The sequence below is a fragment of the Rhizobacter sp. P1_G5 genome (assembly GCF_056405435.1).
In genome coordinates this window covers 1-16,347 of record NZ_JBFUCB010000067.1, presented here as the reverse complement: position 1 = coordinate 16,347, position 16,347 = coordinate 1, and the positions used below count along the sequence as shown (strand labels likewise).

General features: G+C 71.0%; 16 protein-coding genes and 1 pseudogene. 6 read left to right on the top strand and 11 right to left on the bottom strand.

Features of this window, described 5'->3' with window-relative positions; genetic code table 11:
• Positions 1–286: pseudogene (locus AC1D12_RS07465) on the top strand (xanthine dehydrogenase family protein molybdopterin-binding subunit); the annotation flags it as partial.
• Between the two features lie 8 nt (positions 287–294).
• On the opposite strand, the gene AC1D12_RS07460 reads toward AC1D12_RS07465, so the two are convergent.
• Complete coding sequence (locus AC1D12_RS07460; RefSeq protein WP_477839689.1) at positions 295–735, bottom strand: hypothetical protein; 441 nt, start codon at positions 733–735, stop codon at positions 295–297.
• A gap of 153 nt (positions 736–888) precedes the next feature.
• On the opposite strand from AC1D12_RS07460, the gene AC1D12_RS07455 reads away from it, so the two are divergent.
• Positions 889–1,422: a hypothetical protein gene (locus tag AC1D12_RS07455; protein WP_477827711.1), complete on the top strand. Its 534-nt coding sequence runs from the start codon at positions 889–891 to the stop codon at positions 1,420–1,422.
• Positions 1,423–1,431: 9 nt separating this feature from the next.
• On the opposite strand, the gene AC1D12_RS07450 is transcribed toward AC1D12_RS07455, so the two are convergent.
• Complete coding sequence (locus AC1D12_RS07450) at positions 1,432–2,106, bottom strand: ribosome-inactivating family protein (RefSeq protein ID WP_477827710.1); 675 nt, start codon at positions 2,104–2,106, stop codon at positions 1,432–1,434.
• Between the two features lie 227 nt (positions 2,107–2,333).
• On the opposite strand from AC1D12_RS07450, the gene AC1D12_RS07445 reads away from it, so the two are divergent.
• The 4 genes from AC1D12_RS07445 (at position 2,334) to AC1D12_RS07430 (ending at position 6,382) form a co-directional block, all read left to right on the top strand.
• Complete coding sequence (locus tag AC1D12_RS07445; RefSeq protein ID WP_477839687.1) at positions 2,334–3,398, top strand: zinc-binding metallopeptidase family protein; 1,065 nt, start codon at positions 2,334–2,336, stop codon at positions 3,396–3,398.
• Between the two features lie 89 nt (positions 3,399–3,487).
• Positions 3,488–3,949 (top strand): Rrf2 family transcriptional regulator, encoded by a 462-nt coding sequence (locus AC1D12_RS07440; RefSeq protein ID WP_465112801.1) that lies wholly within the window; start codon positions 3,488–3,490, stop codon positions 3,947–3,949.
• Entirely contained in the window at positions 3,939–4,877 is a 939-nt protein-coding gene (locus tag AC1D12_RS07435; RefSeq protein WP_477839685.1) for an NAD(P)/FAD-dependent oxidoreductase, read from the top strand. The genes AC1D12_RS07440 and AC1D12_RS07435 overlap by 11 nt, the downstream gene beginning before the upstream one ends.
• Positions 4,878–4,960: 83 nt before the next feature.
• Positions 4,961–6,382, top strand: a complete 1,422-nt coding sequence (locus tag AC1D12_RS07430) for a CoA transferase (protein WP_477827535.1) — start codon at positions 4,961–4,963, stop codon at positions 6,380–6,382.
• Positions 6,383–6,397: 15 nt separating this feature from the next.
• On the opposite strand, the gene AC1D12_RS07425 is transcribed toward AC1D12_RS07430, so the two are convergent.
• The 9 genes from AC1D12_RS07425 to lnt form a co-directional block, all read right to left on the bottom strand.
• The gene (locus AC1D12_RS07425; RefSeq protein WP_477839683.1) at positions 6,398–7,753 is read right to left on the bottom strand and encodes a sigma 54-interacting transcriptional regulator; all 1,356 of its coding nucleotides are present in this window, start codon (positions 7,751–7,753) and stop codon (positions 6,398–6,400) included.
• Positions 7,754–7,766: 13 nt separating this feature from the next.
• Complete coding sequence (locus AC1D12_RS07420) at positions 7,767–8,447, bottom strand: hypothetical protein (RefSeq protein WP_477829452.1); 681 nt, start codon at positions 8,445–8,447, stop codon at positions 7,767–7,769.
• The gene (locus tag AC1D12_RS07415; protein WP_047506725.1) at positions 8,437–9,864 is read right to left on the bottom strand and encodes a sensor histidine kinase; all 1,428 of its coding nucleotides are present in this window, start codon (positions 9,862–9,864) and stop codon (positions 8,437–8,439) included. Before AC1D12_RS07415 ends, AC1D12_RS07420 begins: the two co-directional genes overlap by 11 nt.
• A 111-nt stretch (positions 9,865–9,975) precedes the next feature.
• Positions 9,976–10,902, bottom strand: coding sequence for a M48 family metallopeptidase (locus AC1D12_RS07410; RefSeq protein ID WP_477839680.1), 927 nt, complete (start codon positions 10,900–10,902; stop codon positions 9,976–9,978).
• 22 nt (positions 10,903–10,924) lie between these two features.
• The gene (locus AC1D12_RS07405) at positions 10,925–11,668 is read right to left on the bottom strand and encodes a lysophospholipid acyltransferase family protein (protein WP_477839678.1); all 744 of its coding nucleotides are present in this window, start codon (positions 11,666–11,668) and stop codon (positions 10,925–10,927) included.
• Positions 11,668–12,276, bottom strand: coding sequence for a D-glycero-beta-D-manno-heptose 1,7-bisphosphate 7-phosphatase (gene gmhB / locus AC1D12_RS07400; RefSeq protein ID WP_477839676.1), 609 nt, complete (start codon positions 12,274–12,276; stop codon positions 11,668–11,670). Before gmhB ends, AC1D12_RS07405 begins: the two co-directional genes overlap by 1 nt.
• 39 nt (positions 12,277–12,315) lie before the next feature.
• A complete protein-coding gene (gene glyS / locus AC1D12_RS07395) occupies positions 12,316–14,412 on the bottom strand; it encodes a glycine--tRNA ligase subunit beta (RefSeq protein ID WP_477839674.1) in 2,097 nt (698 codons plus the stop codon).
• 5 nt (positions 14,413–14,417) lie between these two features.
• The gene (glyQ, locus tag AC1D12_RS07390; protein WP_477839672.1) at positions 14,418–15,338 is read right to left on the bottom strand and encodes a glycine--tRNA ligase subunit alpha; all 921 of its coding nucleotides are present in this window, start codon (positions 15,336–15,338) and stop codon (positions 14,418–14,420) included.
• Between the two features lie 462 nt (positions 15,339–15,800).
• Positions 15,801–16,347 (bottom strand): apolipoprotein N-acyltransferase (gene lnt, locus AC1D12_RS07385; RefSeq protein WP_477839670.1); only part of this gene is annotated, 547 nt, incomplete at its 5' end.

Here is a 16,347-nt window from a genome sequence, read left to right as displayed (position 1 = left end):
GCTGATGGGCGGCGTGATCTTCGGGATCTCGGGCGCGCTGTGGGGGCAGGCGACGCTCGCGAACGGGCGCATCGAGCAATCCTACTTCCACGACGTGCGGGTGGTGCGGATGAACGAAGCGCCCGCGATCGAGGTGCACCTGGTCGCGAGCGGCGAGGCACCCGGCGGCATGGGCGAGCCCGGCACCTCGGGCCTCGCGCCGGCCGTCACCAACGCGATCTTCGCGGCCACCGGCCGGCGCTTGCGCAAGCTGCCGGTGGACGCGGCGGCGCTGGCGTCAGCCTGACGCGTCCGTCACCGGGGAGCGGGCTCGGCGGCCGAGGCGGCAGGCTCCACCGGGCCGACGGTGCGCGTGACGAGCTCGCGGTAGATGCCACCCGCAGCGGCGCTGCCGCTGGTCGTCCCTTGGCCGCGCATGCGCGCTTCGCAATCCGCGCGGTCCTCCATCGGCAACGCGGCGCAACGCCGGGTCGCGTTGCGGGCCAGGCTGGGGTCCGGCTCCGGCAGGCGGCCGCCCTGTGCCGCGGCCAGTGCGGCGCGCGCTTCCTGCATGCAGGTCGCACGGTCCTGGTTCGAGCGGCCGCTGTTGCAGACGGCGCTGTCCTGCTCGAAGCGGGCACGGGCGGTCTGCTGGGCCGTCCTGTCGGCGGCCATGGCGGCGGAGACGCTCAGCACGATCAGCGGCGCCAGCGCGAACGAGCGCAACACGGTGGGCAACATGGTGGAAGTCTTCATGAACGGCTCCTTCAAGCGGTGGATCGCTGAAGTCTGTTCATCCTCGAGGCCGCAGTCTGTCGGACGGCGGGCCGAACGGAACGCAGGATCCGCCTACGCGGCTTGCTTACCTTGCGTTGCCGTTGGCCGCGCCGGATGCGGGAAAATCGCCGGATGCGAATCACCACCCCCCTGACTGCCACCGTCTTCGCTGCGCTGCTCGCCACCCAGGCGATCCCCGGCAGGGCGGCCACTCCCACCGCCAGCGCGACGCTGCTCGCCCGCTCCACGCTGCTCGGCGTGCAGAGCGCGATGCGCGAAGCCCGCCAAGGCGGCAAGATCACCGTCGACGCCGCCACCTGCGTCCAGTCGCTGCAACCCGGCGCGCTGGTCCCCGTCTTCGAGACCGCCGTGAAGGACAACTGGAGCGCGGCCGAGATCGATGCGATCGAGGCCTTCCTCGCGACGCCGGCCGGCCGGAAGTACGCCGAGCGCAGCGTGACGCAGGCCCGGCTCGATGCCGGCGAGACGCTGACGGCACCGATCGCCGAGTACACCGAAGAAGAGATTGCCGCGGTCGACCGCTTTCGCAAGACGCCGGCCGGCGCGCAGCTGATGGCGCGCAGCGAGTTCGCGAAGTCGTCGTCGCGCCAGGCGATCCAGTCACGCCTGCTGGAACTGCTGACCGGCTGCCGCGCGGTGCCCTGAGGGCTCAGCTCACTTCGGCCGCTTCAGCACCTGGAGGCTGCGCGCCGCGGCCTGCAGCCCCGGCTCGACCTTCGCCAGGTCGACCCGTTCGCTGAAATGCCGCTGCAGCGGCGTCAGCTCCGCGCGGCGCTTCAGCGCGATGCCGCGCGCGGTGCCGGTGATCGCATTGAAGATCGATTCGCAGGCCGGGCCCCAGGCCCGCGCCTCCTGCAGCAGTTCGCCCACCGCCAACTGCGCCGACGCGCCGGGCAGGCCGGTCGTCACGACGCGCAGCCACTGGCCGATTTTCGCCGCGAGCACGTCGCTGCGCAGCGATCCGGCCACGCACAGCACCAGCAACGATTGCGCTTCGAAGCGCTGCGGGCCGGCGCTGCGTTGCAATGCAAGCAGCGCCTCGTCGAACGCGGGCGCCTGCAGCCGGCGCGGATCGACACGGGCGGTGCCGGGCTCGAACGGCCCGCCGTCGATGTGCGTCACGTCGAGGTCGCTCTCGCGCAGCCTCAGTTCCACGCCTCGGGCGCCGCTGCCCGGCTGCACGCGAACCTGGAAGCCCGCATCGCCCGCGCGGCAGACGCGGTAGAAGCCGTTGTCGGCCCGGATCAGGTGCGTGTCTTCGGTGACCGCCTCGCGGATCTTGCGGACCTGCTCCGCCCAGTCGGGCGCCATGCGCAGCGTGAACATCATCCCGTTCCCCTTTTTTTTGCGATACCTTGCGGTCCTGTTCTGTGTCCACGGACCTGAACGGCGATTGTGGTGGAGCTTGCATGACAGTTGCTCAAACCCGCCCATCAGGGTGAGGGGGACCGCCACTCCCCTCGTTGGGGGGAAGGGCCGCGAATGCGCGTTCGTCCTACACGCCGACGGGCGCTGCGGCGCAGCAGCGCGCTGCTGCGGACTCCTATGCTCGCCGCATGAAGACCTTGTCGTGCGAGCGCTGCGGACTGCGTGTGTTCTTCGAGAACGTGGCCTGCGAGCGCTGTGGCGCCGTGCTCGGCTTCGTGCCGGATGAGCTGGCGATGGGCGCGTTCGAGATCGCGGCCGACGGCCACTGGAACCGCTTGCGCGAAGGCGCCGCGGCCCAGCGCCCTTGCCACAACTACACCGGCGCGCAGGCCTGCAACTGGATGGTGCCGGCCGCAAGCGACGCGACGCTGTGCACCTCGTGCCAGACCACGCACATCCTGCCGGCGCTCAGCGAACCGGACAACCTGCTGTCGTGGCAACGCATCGAGCAGGCCAAGCGCCGGCTGGTGTACAGCCTGTTGTCGCTCGGCCTGCCGGTGCGCAGCAAGGCCGTCGATCCCGAGCAAGGCGTGTGGTTCGAGTTCCTCGCGGAGATGCAGCCCGGCCAGCGCGTGATGACCGGCCACGACAACGGCACCATCACGCTGAACGTGCGCGAAGCCGACGATGCGCAGCGCGAGAAGACGCGCACCGAGATGCACGAGCCCTACCGCACGCTGCTTGGTCACTTCCGGCACGAGATCGGGCACTACTACTGGGACCTGCTGGTCGACGGCACGCCGTGGCTGGACGAGTTCCGCGCGTTGTTCGGCGACGAGCGCGCCGACTACGCGCAGGCGCTGCAGGCCCACTACGGCGCGCCGCCCGCCGACTGGCCGCAGCAGTTCGTCAGCGCCTACGCGAGCGCGCACCCGTGGGAGGACTGGGCCGAATGCTGGGCCCACTACCTGCACGTGCAGGACGGCCTGGAAACCGCCTCGGCCTGGGGCCTGCAGCTCGCATCGCCGGGTGGCGAGCCGGTGCGCGCGGCGGCCCTGGAGCCGCGCGACGACGCCCTCGAGCCGGCCCTGATCGAACGCTGGCTGCCGATCTCGCAGTTCATCAACGCGATGTCGCGCAGCCTCGGCTCGCACGACGCCTACCCCTTCGTGATGCCCGAGCCGGTGGTGCGCAAGCTGGCGTTCGTGCACCGCGTCGTGACGGCGGCCGGGGCGCCTGGCGCACGGCGCTGACACGCTGCCCGCTGGATTGCCCTGCCGCAGCGTGGGGTTTTCGGAGCCGGGTCCGGGCGCCCCGCACATCACGCAACTCATAATGTTGCATGAAACGAGACAGCAAGCTTTCCGGCGTCCTGCACGTGCTGTTGCACATGGCCGAGCAGGACGGGCCAGCCACCTCCGAATCGCTCGCCGGCGCGATGCAGACGAATCCCGTGGTCGTGCGCCGGCTGATGACGGGGCTGCGTGAAGCCGGCTTCGTCGCGTCGGCCAAGGGGCACGGCGGCGGCTGGGTGCTGTCGTGCCCGCTGCACGAGGTGACGCTCGGCGACATCCATGCGGCGCTCGGCTCGCCTGGGTTGCTCGCGTTCGGCAACCGCACCGAAAGCCCCGGCTGCCTCGTCGAGCAGGCGGTCAACGCCGCGCTCGACCACGCCTGCCAGGAAGCCGAGGCGCTGCTGCTGGCACGGCTCGGCCAGGTGACGCTCGCCGACCTGTCGAACGATTTCCACCGCCGGCTGAAAGCCACCGGCCACACGATGAAGGACTTCCACCATGCCCATTGAAACCCTCGATGCATCCCTTGACGCCGTCGTGATCGGCGGCAGCTTCGCCGGCCTGTCGGCCGCGCTGCAGCTGGCGCGCGCCCGCCGCACGGTCGCGGTGGTCGACGACGGCGCACCGCGCAATCGCTTCGCGGCCCGGTCGCACGGCTTCTTCGCGCAGGACGGCACGCCGCCGCTGCAGCTGATCGCTGCCGCACGCGAACGCGTGCAGGCCTACCCGACGGTGCAGTTCGTCAGCGGCCGCGCGCTGCGCGCACGCCGGGACGGTGATGGCGATGGCGGCCGGCAGTTCAGCGTGTMGCTCGACGACGGCCGCACGCTCGCCGCGCGCCGGCTGCTGCTGGCGATCGGCGTGCAGGACACCTTCCCCGACATCGACGGCCTCGCGCCGCGCTGGGGCGTGAGCGTGCTGCACTGCCCGTACTGCCACGGCTACGAAGAGGCCGGGCGGCGCCTCGGCGTGCTGTCGGCCGGACCGGCCTCGGTGCACCATGCGCTGCTGATCAAGGAGTGGGGGCCGACGACGCTGCTGCTGAACGGGCAGCAGCTCGACGACGACGAGGCCGGGCGGCTGCGTGCGCACGGCGTCGCGATCGAGCCCGCCGTGGTGCAGGCCCTCGAAGGGCCGCTGCCGCGGCTCAGCGCGGCGCGCCTCGCGGACGGCCGCTCGCTGCCGCTGGACGCGCTGTTCGTCGCGCCGCGCGTGCGCATCGGCCACGAGCTGGTCGACTCGCTGGGCTGCGAGCTCACCGACGGCCCGTTCGGCCCGATGCTGCGCGTCAACGACATGAAGCAGACCAGCGTGCCCGGCGTCTACGCGGCCGGCGATGCGGCCCACCTGCGCCACAACGCCACCTTCGCGTCGGCCGATGGCGTGCTGGCCGGCGTCTCGCTGCACCACTCGCTGATCGCCGGGCTGGGCGCCTGACGTGGGCGATTGACGTGGGCGATTGACGGGTGCCGCGTGGCGGTGTCGAATGCGCGCCATCTTCACCCCCCCTGGAGCACCGCGTGCCCATCGATGATCGTGATGCCGGTCCGGCGCAGCACGCCTTGTCCGGCCTGTGGCAGCAGGCCGGCCTGCCGGCGGCGGCGCTCGATCACATCGAAGCGCCCGGCGATGCCCCGGTGCTGCCGAGCAGCTTCGCCGTCGCCGATGCGATCCAGGCCAGCATGGCCGCTGCCTCCGGCGCGGCCGCCGAGCTGTGGCACCTGCGCCATGGGCGCCGGCAGCGCGTGCTGGTGCCGCGAGAGAACGCCGTGCTGGAGAGCTGCGCGCACTTCACGCTCGACGGCCGCGCCCTGCATCTCTGGGACAAGCTGTCGGGCCTGTACCGCTGCGGCGAGGCGCTCGGCGAGCCGGGCTGGGTGCGCCTGCACGCGAACTTCGCGCATCACCGTGACGGCGCGCTGAAGCTGCTCGGCTGCCCGACCGGCGACGCCACCGAGCGCCCCGCCGTCGAGCAGGCCTTGCGCAGCTGGCGCGCCGAGGAGTTCGAAGACGCGGCGGCGCAGGCCGGCCTGGTGGTCGCCGCGCTGCGCAGCGTCGACACCTGGGACCGGCATCCGCAAGCCCTGGCGCTGGCCGGCCAGCCGGCGGTGCGCATCGAACGCCTCGGCGACGCAGCCCCGCGCGAATGGACCCACGCCGCCGACACCGATCGCCCGCTGCACGGCCTGCGCGTGCTCGACCTGACGCGCATCCTCGCCGGCCCGGTGGCCGGCCGCACGCTCGCGGCCTACGGTGCCGAGGTGCTGCTGCTGAATTCGCCCCACCTGCCCAACATCGACGCGATCGCCGAGACCAGCCGCGGCAAGCGCTCGGCCCACCTCGACCTGCGCAGCGGCGCGGGGCGCGAGCGACTGCAGGAGCTGCTGGCCGATGCGCATGTCTTCGTGCAGGGCTACCGTCCGGGCGGCCTGCAGGCGCTGGGCTTCGGGCCGGAGCAGCTCGCCGCGCTGCGGCCGGGCATCGTCGCGGTGTCGCTGTCGGCCTACGGATCGACCGGCCCGTGGTCGACGCGGCGCAGCTTCGATTCGCTGGTGCAGACCGCCACCGGCTTCAACGACGCCGAGGCACGCGCCGCCGGCGCCGCGAAGCCGCAGGCCCTGCCGCTGCAGGCGCTGGACTACGCGGCAGGCTACCTGCTGGCCTTCGGCGCGCAGGCCGCGCTGTGGCGCCAGGCGCGCGAAGGCGGCAGCTGGCATGTGCAGGTGTCGCTGGCGGGCGTCGGGCAGTGGCTGCGGTCGCTCGGCCGGGTCGACGGCGGACTGAAGGCGCAAGCGCCCGACATCACGCCCTTCCTCGTCAGCGAACCGTCGGGCTTCGGTCGCCTCGTCGCAGTGCGCCATGCGCCGCAGTTCTCTGAAACGCCGCCGCTGTGGCGCTGGCCGTCGATGCCGCCGGGCTCGCATCCAGCCGCGTGGGCTTGAATCCGATCGCCGGGTTCAGCCCTCGTCGTCCGCCGCCGCCTTGAACTGCCCCGGCGTCAGGCCGTTGCGCTGCAGCAGCCGGTAGAACTCGGTGCGGTTGCGGTCGGCCAGCCGCGCCGCGTCGGCGGCGTTGCCATCGGTCAGCTTCAGCAGGCCGACCAGGTAGTCGCGCTCGAAGCGCTCGCGCGCCTGCGCGTAGGTCAGCACCTCGACCGACGGCACGCGCAGCGCGCGCTGCACCAGCGTCAGCGGGATCAGCGGCGTGGTCGTCAGCGCGCACACCTGTTCCACCACGTTGTGCAGCTGGCGCACGTTGCCGGGCCAGCTCGCGGTGGTCAGTGCCTTCATCGCCTCGGGCGCGAAGCCGTTGAAGCGCTTGCCGTACTTCTCGCCCAGCTTCGCGAGGAAGTGGTTCACCAGCAGCKGGATGTCGTCGCGCCGTTCGGCCAGCGTCGGCAGGTGCAGCGACACCACGTTGAGCCGGTAGTACAGGTCTTCGCGGAACTGGCCCTCGGCCATCGCCGCATCGAGGTCGCGGTGCGTGGCCGACAGGATGCGCACGTCCACCGGCACCGCCTGGCTCGCGCCGACCGGCCGCACCGAGCGCTCCTGCARCACGCGCAGCAGCTTGACCTGSAGCGCSGGCGGCATGTCRCCGATCTCGTCGAGGAACAGCGTGCCGCCGTCGGCCGTGACGAACAGGCCGCGGTGGTTCGCGACCGCGCCGGTGAACGAGCCCTTCACGTGGCCGAACAGCTCGGATTCGAGCAGCGCCTCGGGGATCGCGCTGCAGTTCACCGCGACGAACGGCTTCGCGGCACRCGCGCTCGCGCGGTGGATGGCCTGCGCGAGCAGCTCCTTGCCGCTGCCGCTCTCGCCGCGGATCAGCACGCTCGCATCGGACGCGGCCACCATCTTGGCCTCGCCGAGCAGCTCGGTCATCGGGCCGGAGCGGCTGACGATCGCGGCACGCCAGGCGCYGTCGCCATCCTCGGCGTGCGGCAACGGCGGCGCGAGCGCCAGCGCCTGGTTCACCTTGTCGAGCAGCGCCTTGCCGTCGAACGGCTTGGTCAGGTAGCTGAAGACGCCGCGTGCGGTGGCCTCGACCGCATCGGGGATCGTGCCGTGCGCCGTCAGCAGGATCACCGGCAGCGCCGGATGGCGCGCGCGGATCTCGTCGAACAGCGCGAGGCCGTCGCGCCCCGGCAGCTGCACGTCGCTCACCACCAGCTGCGGCCGCGCGACCGCCAGCTGCGTCAGCGCCGCCTCGGCCGACTCGACCGAGGTCACGCGGTGGCCGGCCGCGCCGAGCCGCATCGACAGCAGCTTCAGCAGGTCGGGGTCGTCGTCGACAAGCAGGATGTTGGCCATGCGGCGGGGGCCCTCAGGGCGCCTTCGGTGCCGCGGGGGCGGAGGCGGCGGCCGGCGCCGGCAGCGGCGTCACCGGCACCGCGCTCGCGCCCGGCCCGGGGCGGGTCGTCATGCTGCGCTCGATCGCCTTCAGCGCCTCGAGCTTCTCGTTGAGCTGCTGCAGCGTGCGCTGCTGCTCGCGGCGCTGCGTGGCCTCGCGGTTGAACGCGTCTTCCAGCCGGCGCTGCTCGGCGATGCGCGCGAGCAGCAGGCGCGCCATCGGCTGCCACGGCTGCAGTTCGGCGGCACCGGCCTTCACGACCGATTCGAGCAGCTGCTGCGCGCGTGCCACGTCGCCGCCGTTGTGCTGCTGCGAGAGCGCGAGCGCCAGTTCGAGCACCGCGCCGGTCGGCGCCGCGGCGCTGTTCGCGCTGACGATCGCGTTCAGGCGCGTGATCTCGTTGCCGAGGTCGGCCGCCGACATCTGACGCAGTTGCTCGTGGTAGCCGAGGATCTGCCGCGACACCTGGTCGGCCGGCTCGACCGGCGCCGGCACCAGGATCACGACGGCCGACGCGGCCGGGGCCGGGGCGAGCACCGGCGCCGAGGCGGCGGGCGCGGGTGGCGGCAGTTCGGCGGGCGGCGTCACGCAGGCCGCCAGCAGCAACGTGCCGAGCCAGGCGGGAGCGCAACGGAGGGCAGGACTAACGCGCATGGGGCAATTCGATGTGAAAGTGAGCGCCGCCGGGGCCGCCGTCGTCCATCAGTTCGACCTGGCCGCCGTGGGCCGTGACGTACTCGTGCACGATGGACAGCCCGATGCCGCTGCCGCGCACCGCGTCGCCCGGCTGGCGTTCGCCGCGGTAGAAGGGCTCGAACACGCGCGCCCGGTCGGCCGCCGCAACGCCCGGGCCCTGGTCGACGATGTCGATGCAGGCACGGCCGGGCACGCGGGTCACGGAAAAACGGATGGTAGCGCCCGCGGGGCTGAAGCGTATCGCGTTCGACAAAAGGTTACCCAGCGCCGCGCCGAGCTTGTCGGCATCGACTTCGGCGACGAGCGGCTCGCCCTCCACCAGCACCGCGAGCTGGCGCGCCTGCCACTGCAGCCGCTGCTGGGCGACCAGGTCCTTGATCAGCGCGGTGAGCTCGGTCTTGCGCCGCACCAGCTGGCGGGCCTCGAACGCGGCGGCGTTGAAGCGCAGCAGGTCCTCGATCTGGCTCTGCAGCACGTGGGTGTTCTGGCGCAGGATGCGCGCGACCTCGCGCTGGTTCTCGCTCAGCTCGCCGGTGACGCCGTCTTCGAGCAGCGAGACGCCTTCGCGCAACGCGGCCAGCGGCGTCTTCAGTTCGTGCGAGACATGGCGCAGGAAACGCGACTTGTCGGAATCGAGTTCGGCCAGCCGCAGCCGCAGCCATTCGAGGCGGCGGCCGAGCAGGCGCACGTCGGTCGGGCCGCGGATGTCGATCGGCTGGTCGAGCCGGTTCTCGCCGAGGCTGACGACGGCGCGCTCCAGGTGCTTCAGCGGCCGCGCGAGCCACAGGCCGAAGCCGAGCGCCATCACGATCGAGATGCCGATCGCCGCGAGGATCTGCCGGCCGAGCTGGGTGCGGCCGGCCTCCAGCTCGCTCATCAGCACCTGGTTGCGGGTCTCGGTGGCCAGGCGCACCTGCTCGGCGATCGTGGCGTTGATCGACTCGAGCTCCCGGAATGCGGTGGTCACGGTGACCTCGCGCAGCCGGATCGCCGGATCGGGGCCGCTCAGCTGGGCCTCGATGTCGGATTCGGTGGCGCGCCAGTCGGCCGCCAGGTTCGACGGGATGCGGTTGTCGGCGAGGCGGGCGAGCGCCGAGGTGGCGTCGCGCGCGGCCTCCTCGAAGCGCTGGCGCAGCACCGGGTCGTCGAGCACCAGGTACTGGCGCGCGGCGCGTTCCATCGCGACGGTGCGCTCGGCCAGCACCTGCGCATCGGCGGTGTGCGCGACGGCCTGGCGCGCGCCCTCGCTGCTCTGGCGCAGCAGGCCTTCGAGCTGGAACAGGCCGCGCAGCGAGGCCGCGCTGAGCAGCGCGGCGATCAGCAGGAAGGCGACGAGCAGCAGCTGGCGGAAGGAGTATCTGTTCAAGCTGAACATGGGCGGCGATTGTGCCGTGCAGGCCTTCGATACCTCAGGCTGAACGGGCTTTGAGTCTTCGCAGGCCCCCAACCGTTCGGGCTGAGGTATCGAAGCCTCGCTCGAACGATCTCAGTCAAACACCGGGAGGACATCGTCCTTCAGCGTGCCGCGCACCTGCTCGAAATCCGGCATCACCGAGCGCACCACGTCCCAGAAGCGCGGGCTGTGGTTCATCTCGCGCAGGTGCGCCAGCTCGTGTGCCACCACGTAATCGATGCTCGGCATCGCGAAGTGGATCAACCGCCAGTTCAGCCGGATCCGGCCGTCAGCGCTCGCGCTGCCCCAGCGCGTCTGCGCCGACGACAGGCTCAGCCGCGTGTAGCGCACGTTCAGCTGCGCCGCGAAATGCCGGCAGCGGTCTTCGAAGATGCGCCGCGCCTGCCGCTGCAGCCAGCTCTGCACCGCGTCGCGGATCTGCTCGGGCGTCGCGGTCTGCGGCAGCCCGACGTGCAGCGTGAGCCGCGGCACGCCCGGCAGCGCGGCCGCATCGGTGTTCAGGATGGCACCGGTGGCACGCGGATCGAGCACGACGATCACCGTCTCGCCGAGGAACGGGATGCCGGTGCCGTCGCGCCAGTCGACGCGGGCCGCCTGCAGCCGCTGCGCGCGCTGCTGCTGCTCGCCGAGCTTGCGCAGGATCCAGCCGGCCTTCTCGCGCAGCGCCGATTCGATGTCCTGCTGGCCGACCCATTTCGGCGCCGCCACGCTCAGGCCCTCGGTGCCGACGACGAAGCCGATGCTCTGGCGGCGCGCGCGGCGCAGCGCATAGCCGACCAGGTGATCGTTCAGGCGGATCTCGCGCTGGGCCTGCGGATGGCGGAAGACCGCGGGCTGCAGGCTGGAGACGGGCGCAGGGGCGACGGGCGGTGGTGCCGCAGGGGCGTCGACGACCGGCATGCGCGGCAGCGAGGGCCAGAGGGCCGCGGACACTGCCGGGGGCGACTCATCGAACAGCGACAGCTGTGGTTCTTCAGGGCCCGGCGCGCGTCGAGTCATGGGCCGCGATTCTAAGGGCGAGCTACGAAGGCGTGTACGCCCCGGGGTCGATGCGCCGCATCTCCCCTTCGATCCAGCCCTCGACCTCGCGCATCAGCTCGTCGGCCTCGCGCCCCGCCGGCGCGATCGGCTTGCCGATCGACACGGTGACCAGGCCCGGCCGCACCAGGAACGACTTGCGCGGCCAGCAACTGGCCGAATTGACGGCGATCGGCACCACCGGCGCGCCGGTCGCCATCGCCAGSCGCGTRCCGCCGGWYTTGTARGTGCCCTKCTGGCCGCGCGKGATGCGCGTGCCYTCGGGGAACATGATGACCCAGKTKCCCTGCGCCATSARGCGCTTGCCCTGCTCGGCCACGCGGTTCCAGGCCTCGGCGCGCTTGCTGCGGTCGATGTGCACCATGTCGAGCCGCGCCATCGCCCAGCCGAAGAACGGGATGTACAGCAGCTCGCGCTTGAACACGTAGCACAGCGGGCGCGGCATCAGCGTCGGGAACGCGAAGGTCTCCCACGTGGACTGGTGCTTGGACAGCAGGATGGCCGGGCCGTCGGGCAGGTTCTCCATGCCCTTCACCTCGTAGCGCACGCCGCAGATGAAGCGGCAGCCGGTGATCGCGATGCGCAGCCAGAAGGTGGTGAACCAGAACAGCGGCGTGCCGCGGATGAAGATCGACGCGATCAGCGAGAACACCGCCCACGGGATCACGGTACCCGCCATCCACAGCACGAACAGCAGCGAACGCAGCGCCGCAATGAATTTCGACATCAATCGAGYCTTCCGAATCCGGAGTCGGTCTTGCCGGAGGCGCCGCGCAGCGTGCGCTCCTGCTGGATCATGTATTCGGCGAACGCCGTCAGGTCGTCATGCACCTGCAGGCCGGGCACCTTCTCGTGCAGCTGCGCGAGCTGCGCCTCGTCGAGCGCGCCGCTCTTGCCGGTGCGCACCAGGTGCGGCGGGCAGCCGGCGGCCACCGCCGCCTCGAGGTCGCGCAGCGAATCGCCGACCACCGGCACGTTCGCCAGGTCGGCGCCGAAGCGCTCGCCGATCTGCAGGTACAGGCCGGGCAGCGGCTTGCGGCAATCGCACTGGTCTTCGGGCGTGTGCGGGCAGAAGAACACCGCGCTGACACGCCCGCCGACGCGCGCGAGCTGCACGTTCATCTTCGCGTGCATCAGGTTCAGCGTCGCCAYGTCGAASAGGCCGCGSCCCAGSCCCGACTGGTTGGWCGCGATCACCGTCTGCCAGCCGGCGTGGTTGAGCCGCGCGATCGCCTCGAGCGCCCCCGGYATCGCCACCCACTCGTCGACCGTCTTGACGAAGTCGTCGCGGTCTTCGTTGATGGTGCCGTCGCGGTCGAGGATGATCAGGTTCATGGCATCGGACCTCTGGGGACGAGCTTCACGCGGCATGGTTCACACCGCGAGCCGGGAGAGGTCGGCGACGCGGTTCATCGCGCTGCGCAGGATCGCCAGCAGGCCGAGCCGGTTGACGCGGATCTTCGGATCGTCGGCGTTCACCATCACCTGGTCGAAGAACGCGTCGACCGGCGCCTTCAGCGCCGCGAGCGCCTGCAGCGAGGCGGTGAAATCGCGCCGATCGAAGGCTGGCCGGGCGATCCGCTCGATGTCGACCAGCGCGGCGTGCAGCGCCTTCTCCGCCGGGTCGGTGAACAGCGCCGCATCGACCTGCTCGGCGACCTCGCCGTCGGCCTTCTTCAGGATGTTGCTGACCCGCTTGTTGGCGGCCGCCAGAGATTCGGATTCGGGCAACGCGGCGAACGCACGGACGGCGGCCAGCTTCTTGCCGACGTCGCCGAGCTCCTTCGGCCGCAGCGACAGCACGGCGTCGACCTGCTGCGCCGTCGCGCCCTGCTCGCGCAGCGCGCCGGCCAGGCGCTCGTAGATGAAGTCGCTCAGCGCGGCGCTGGCGTCGGTGATCCGGTCGCCGAACGCCTGCGCCGCGTCGTGCAGCAGCTTGTCGAGCGGCAGCGCGAGCTGGCGTTCGCTCAGCAGCCGGATCACGCCAAGTGCATGGCGGCGCAGCGCGAACGGATCCTTGTCGCCGGTGGGCAGCTGGCCGATGCCGAACAGCCCGACCAGCGTCTCCAATTTGTCGGCCAGCGCGACGATCTCGCCGACCTGGCCGCGCGGCAGTTCATCGCCGGCGAAGCGCGGCTTGTAGTGGTCTTCGATCGCGAGCGCGACCTCGTCGGCCTCGCGATCGTGGCGCGCGTAGTAGCCGCCCATGATGCCCTGCAGCTCGGGGAACTCGCCGACCATGTCGGTCAGCAGGTCGGCCTTGGCGAGCAGCGCGGCGCGGTCGGCATGCGCCACGTCGGCACCCAGCTGCTTCGCGATGCCCGCGGCGATCGCCCGCACCCGCTGCACCCGCTCGCCCTGCGAGCCCAGCTTGCCGTGGTAGACCACCTTGTCCAGCCCCCCGACGCGATCGGCCAGCGACTTCTTGCGGTCCTGGTCGAAGAAGAACTTCGCATCGGCGAGCCGCGGGCGCACCACGCGCTCGTTGCCGCCGGTCACGCGGCTCGCATCGGCCGGGCGGATGTTGCTGACGACCAGGAACTGGTTGGTCAGCTTGCCGGCCGCGTCGAGCAGCGGGAAGTACTTCTGGTTGGCCTTCATCGTCAGGATCAGGCATTCCTGCGGCACATCGAGGAACTCCGGCTCGAAGCGGCACAGCAGCACGTTCGGCCGCTCGACCAGCGCGGTCACCTCGTCGAGCAGCGCCGCGTCGTCGATCGGCTGCAGGCCCTGCTGCTTCGCCGCGTGATCCAGCTGGCGCACGATCTCGGCATGGCGCGCCGCGAAGCTCGCGATCACCGCGCCCTGCTCTTCGAGCTGGCGCGCGTAATGGTCGGCATCCTGCAGCACCACCGGCTCGACCGCCGCCTCGAAGCGGTGGCCGCGCGTCTCGCGGCCCGACACCAGGCCGAACGCCCGCAGCGGCACCACGTCGGCACCGTGCAGCGCGACCAGGCCGTGCACCGGGCGCACGAAGTTCACGCTGCTCCAGCCGTCGTCCAGCTGGTACTGCATCACCTTGCGGATCGGCAGGCCGGCCAGGGCCTCGTCGAGTGCCCCTTGCAGGCCCTCGGCCAGCATCGGCCCCTTGACGAGGCTGTGGTAGAACAGCGCCTCGGCCTTGCCGTCGGGCTGGCGCTTGAGCTGCGGCAGCGCCGACGCATCGGCGCCGACGCTCGCGAGCTTCTTCAGCAGCGCCGGCGTGGGCTGGCCGTCGGCGGCGAGGCCCACGCTGACCGGCATCAGTTTCAGCGACACCGCGCGGTCGTCGGCCTGCGCGCGCACCGCGCTCACGTGCACCGCGAGGCGGCGCGGGGTGGCGTACGAGGTGGTCGCGGAATGGTCGGTGGCCAGGCCGCGCGTCTTCAGCCCGGCGGACAGCGTCGCGGCGAAGGCCTCGCCGAAGCGCTTCAGGTCCTTCGGCGGCAGTTCCTCGACGAACAGCTCGATCAGCAGGTTGTGGGTGCTCATATCGCTCAGGCCGCCTTCTTCTTGTTCAGTTGCTCGATCACTTCGTCGGCCCAGGCCTTGGGGGCCATCGGGAACCCGAGGCGCGCGCGGCTGTCGAGGTAGCTCTTCGCGACGGCACGCGCCAGGTTGCGGATGCGGCCGATGTAGGCGGCGCGCTCGGTGACGCTGATCGCGCCGCGCGCGTCCAGCAGGTTGAAGGTGTGGCCGGCCTTCAGCACCTGTTCGTAGGCCGGCAGCGCGAGCTGCTGCGCCATCAGGTAAGTGGCCTGCTTCTCGTGCGCCGCGAAGGCCTGCAGCAGGAAGTCGACGTCGCTGTGCTCGAAGTTGTAGGTGCTCTGCTCGATCTCGTTCTGCAGGTAGACGTCGCCGTAGCTGAGGGTGTCGGTCCACTTCAGGTTGTAGACGTTGTCGACGCCTTGCAGGTACATCGCCAGGCGCTCCAGCCCGTAGGTGATCTCGCCGGTGATCGGCTTGCAGTCGATGCCGCCGACCTGCTGGAAGTAGGTGAACTGCGTGACCTCCATGCCGTTCAGCCAGACCTCCCAGCCGAGGCCCCAGCAGCCGAGCGTCGGGTTCTCCCAGTCGTCCTCGACGAAGCGCACGTCGTTGGCCTTCAGGTCGAAGCCGAGCGCTTCGAGCGAGCCGAGGTACAGCTCGAGGATGTTGGCCGGCGCCGGCTTCAGCACGACCTGGTACTGGTAATAGTGCTGCAGGCGGTTCGGGTTCTGGCCGTAGCGGCCGTCCTTCGGGCGGCGGCTGGGCTGCACGTAGGCCGCCTTCCAGGGTTCCGGGCCGAGCGCGCGCAGGAAGGTGGCGGTGTGGCTGGTGCCGGCGCCGACCTCCATGTCRTAGGGCTGCAGCAGCGCGCAGCCTTGGSGGTCCCAGTAGTCTTGCAGGCGCAGGATGATTTGCTGGAAGGTCAGCATAGGGGTTCGATAGTGGAAGAGACGCCGCGTTGGGTGAACGCGGAACTGGCGATTCTAGGCGGCGCGCCTGCGTGGAAGGCGCGTGCGGGGAGGCTGTGGCTCGCCGGCCGGGTCGGTCATCGCCCCTGGGGGCGATGACTTCCCTCCGCTGACTGGTTTCGCGGCCCGTCGCCGAAACTCCCGCCACTCACTTCGTTCGTTGTGGTCAAACAGTCGGCGACAGTCAGTGCACGAAGCGCGCTGACGCGCGCGGGCCGCGAAACCAGCCAGCTCCGGCGACCCGTCCTGATTGGCGCTCCACAGCCTCCCCGCACGCGCCTTCTGCCACCACCCTGCCTTTTGGGAGGTGACAAGCGAACAAATGAGGTTTGAGCCCGGGTTGTCACCCGGGCGCGCCAGGCGCTTCTTCTACGCATCAAGCCACTGGTTCGGCAAAGGCACGGGCCAATATGCCAGCAGCACCTACGAACGGCGCAGGGGGACCACGATCACCAGCGACAACAGCGCGCCAACGAGCAGCGGCCACAGCCAGAAGCGCGCCGCCCAGCTCGCGTACGGCGTCATTCCCTCGCGGCCCTCGACCGGCGCCTGCAACACCCCCGTCGTCAGCGGCGGCAGCTGGTGCGTGACCCGCCCGGTGTGGTCGATCACCGCCGTCACGCCAGTGTTCGTCGCGCGCAGCATCGGCCGCTGGAACTCGATCGCCCGCATGCGCGAGATGTTCAGGTGCTGCGCCAGCGCGATGGTGTCGCCGAACCAGCCGATGTTGCTGAGGTTCGCGAAAATGGTCGGCGCCCGCTCCGGCTCGCGGAAATGCGCCGCCAGCTCCTCGCCGAACAGATCCTCGTAGCAGATGTTGGGCGCGATGCGCTGGCCCTTCACCTCGAACGACGGCGCCCCCACCGGGCCGCGGTTGAAGTCGCCCAGCGGGATGTTCATCAGCTCGGTGAACCAGCGAAAGCCGGTCGGGATGAACTCGCCGAACGGCACCAGGTGGTGCTTGTCATAG

Coding starts and splice junctions, on each gene's coding strand:
- AC1D12_RS07450 (WP_477827710.1), bottom strand. CDS start 2,106: ATGATGTTCACGCTGCGCATGGCGCCCGACTGGGCGGAGCAGGTCCGC.
- AC1D12_RS07410 (WP_477839680.1), bottom strand. CDS start 10,902: ATGACTCGACGCGCGCCGGGCCCTGAAGAACCACAGCTGTCGCTGTTC.
- AC1D12_RS07460 (WP_477839689.1), bottom strand. CDS start 735: ATGAAGACTTCCACCATGTTGCCCACCGTGTTGCGCTCGTTCGCGCTG.
- AC1D12_RS07445 (WP_477839687.1), top strand. CDS start 2,334: ATGAAGACCTTGTCGTGCGAGCGCTGCGGACTGCGTGTGTTCTTCGAG.
- AC1D12_RS07415 (WP_047506725.1), bottom strand. CDS start 9,864: ATGTTCAGCTTGAACAGATACTCCTTCCGCCAGCTGCTGCTCGTCGCC.
- AC1D12_RS07420 (WP_477829452.1), bottom strand. CDS start 8,447: ATGCGCGTTAGTCCTGCCCTCCGTTGCGCTCCCGCCTGGCTCGGCACG.
- AC1D12_RS07455 (WP_477827711.1), top strand. CDS start 889: ATGCGAATCACCACCCCCCTGACTGCCACCGTCTTCGCTGCGCTGCTC.
- glyS (WP_477839674.1), bottom strand. CDS start 14,412: ATGAGCACCCACAACCTGCTGATCGAGCTGTTCGTCGAGGAACTGCCG.
- AC1D12_RS07440 (WP_465112801.1), top strand. CDS start 3,488: ATGAAACGAGACAGCAAGCTTTCCGGCGTCCTGCACGTGCTGTTGCAC.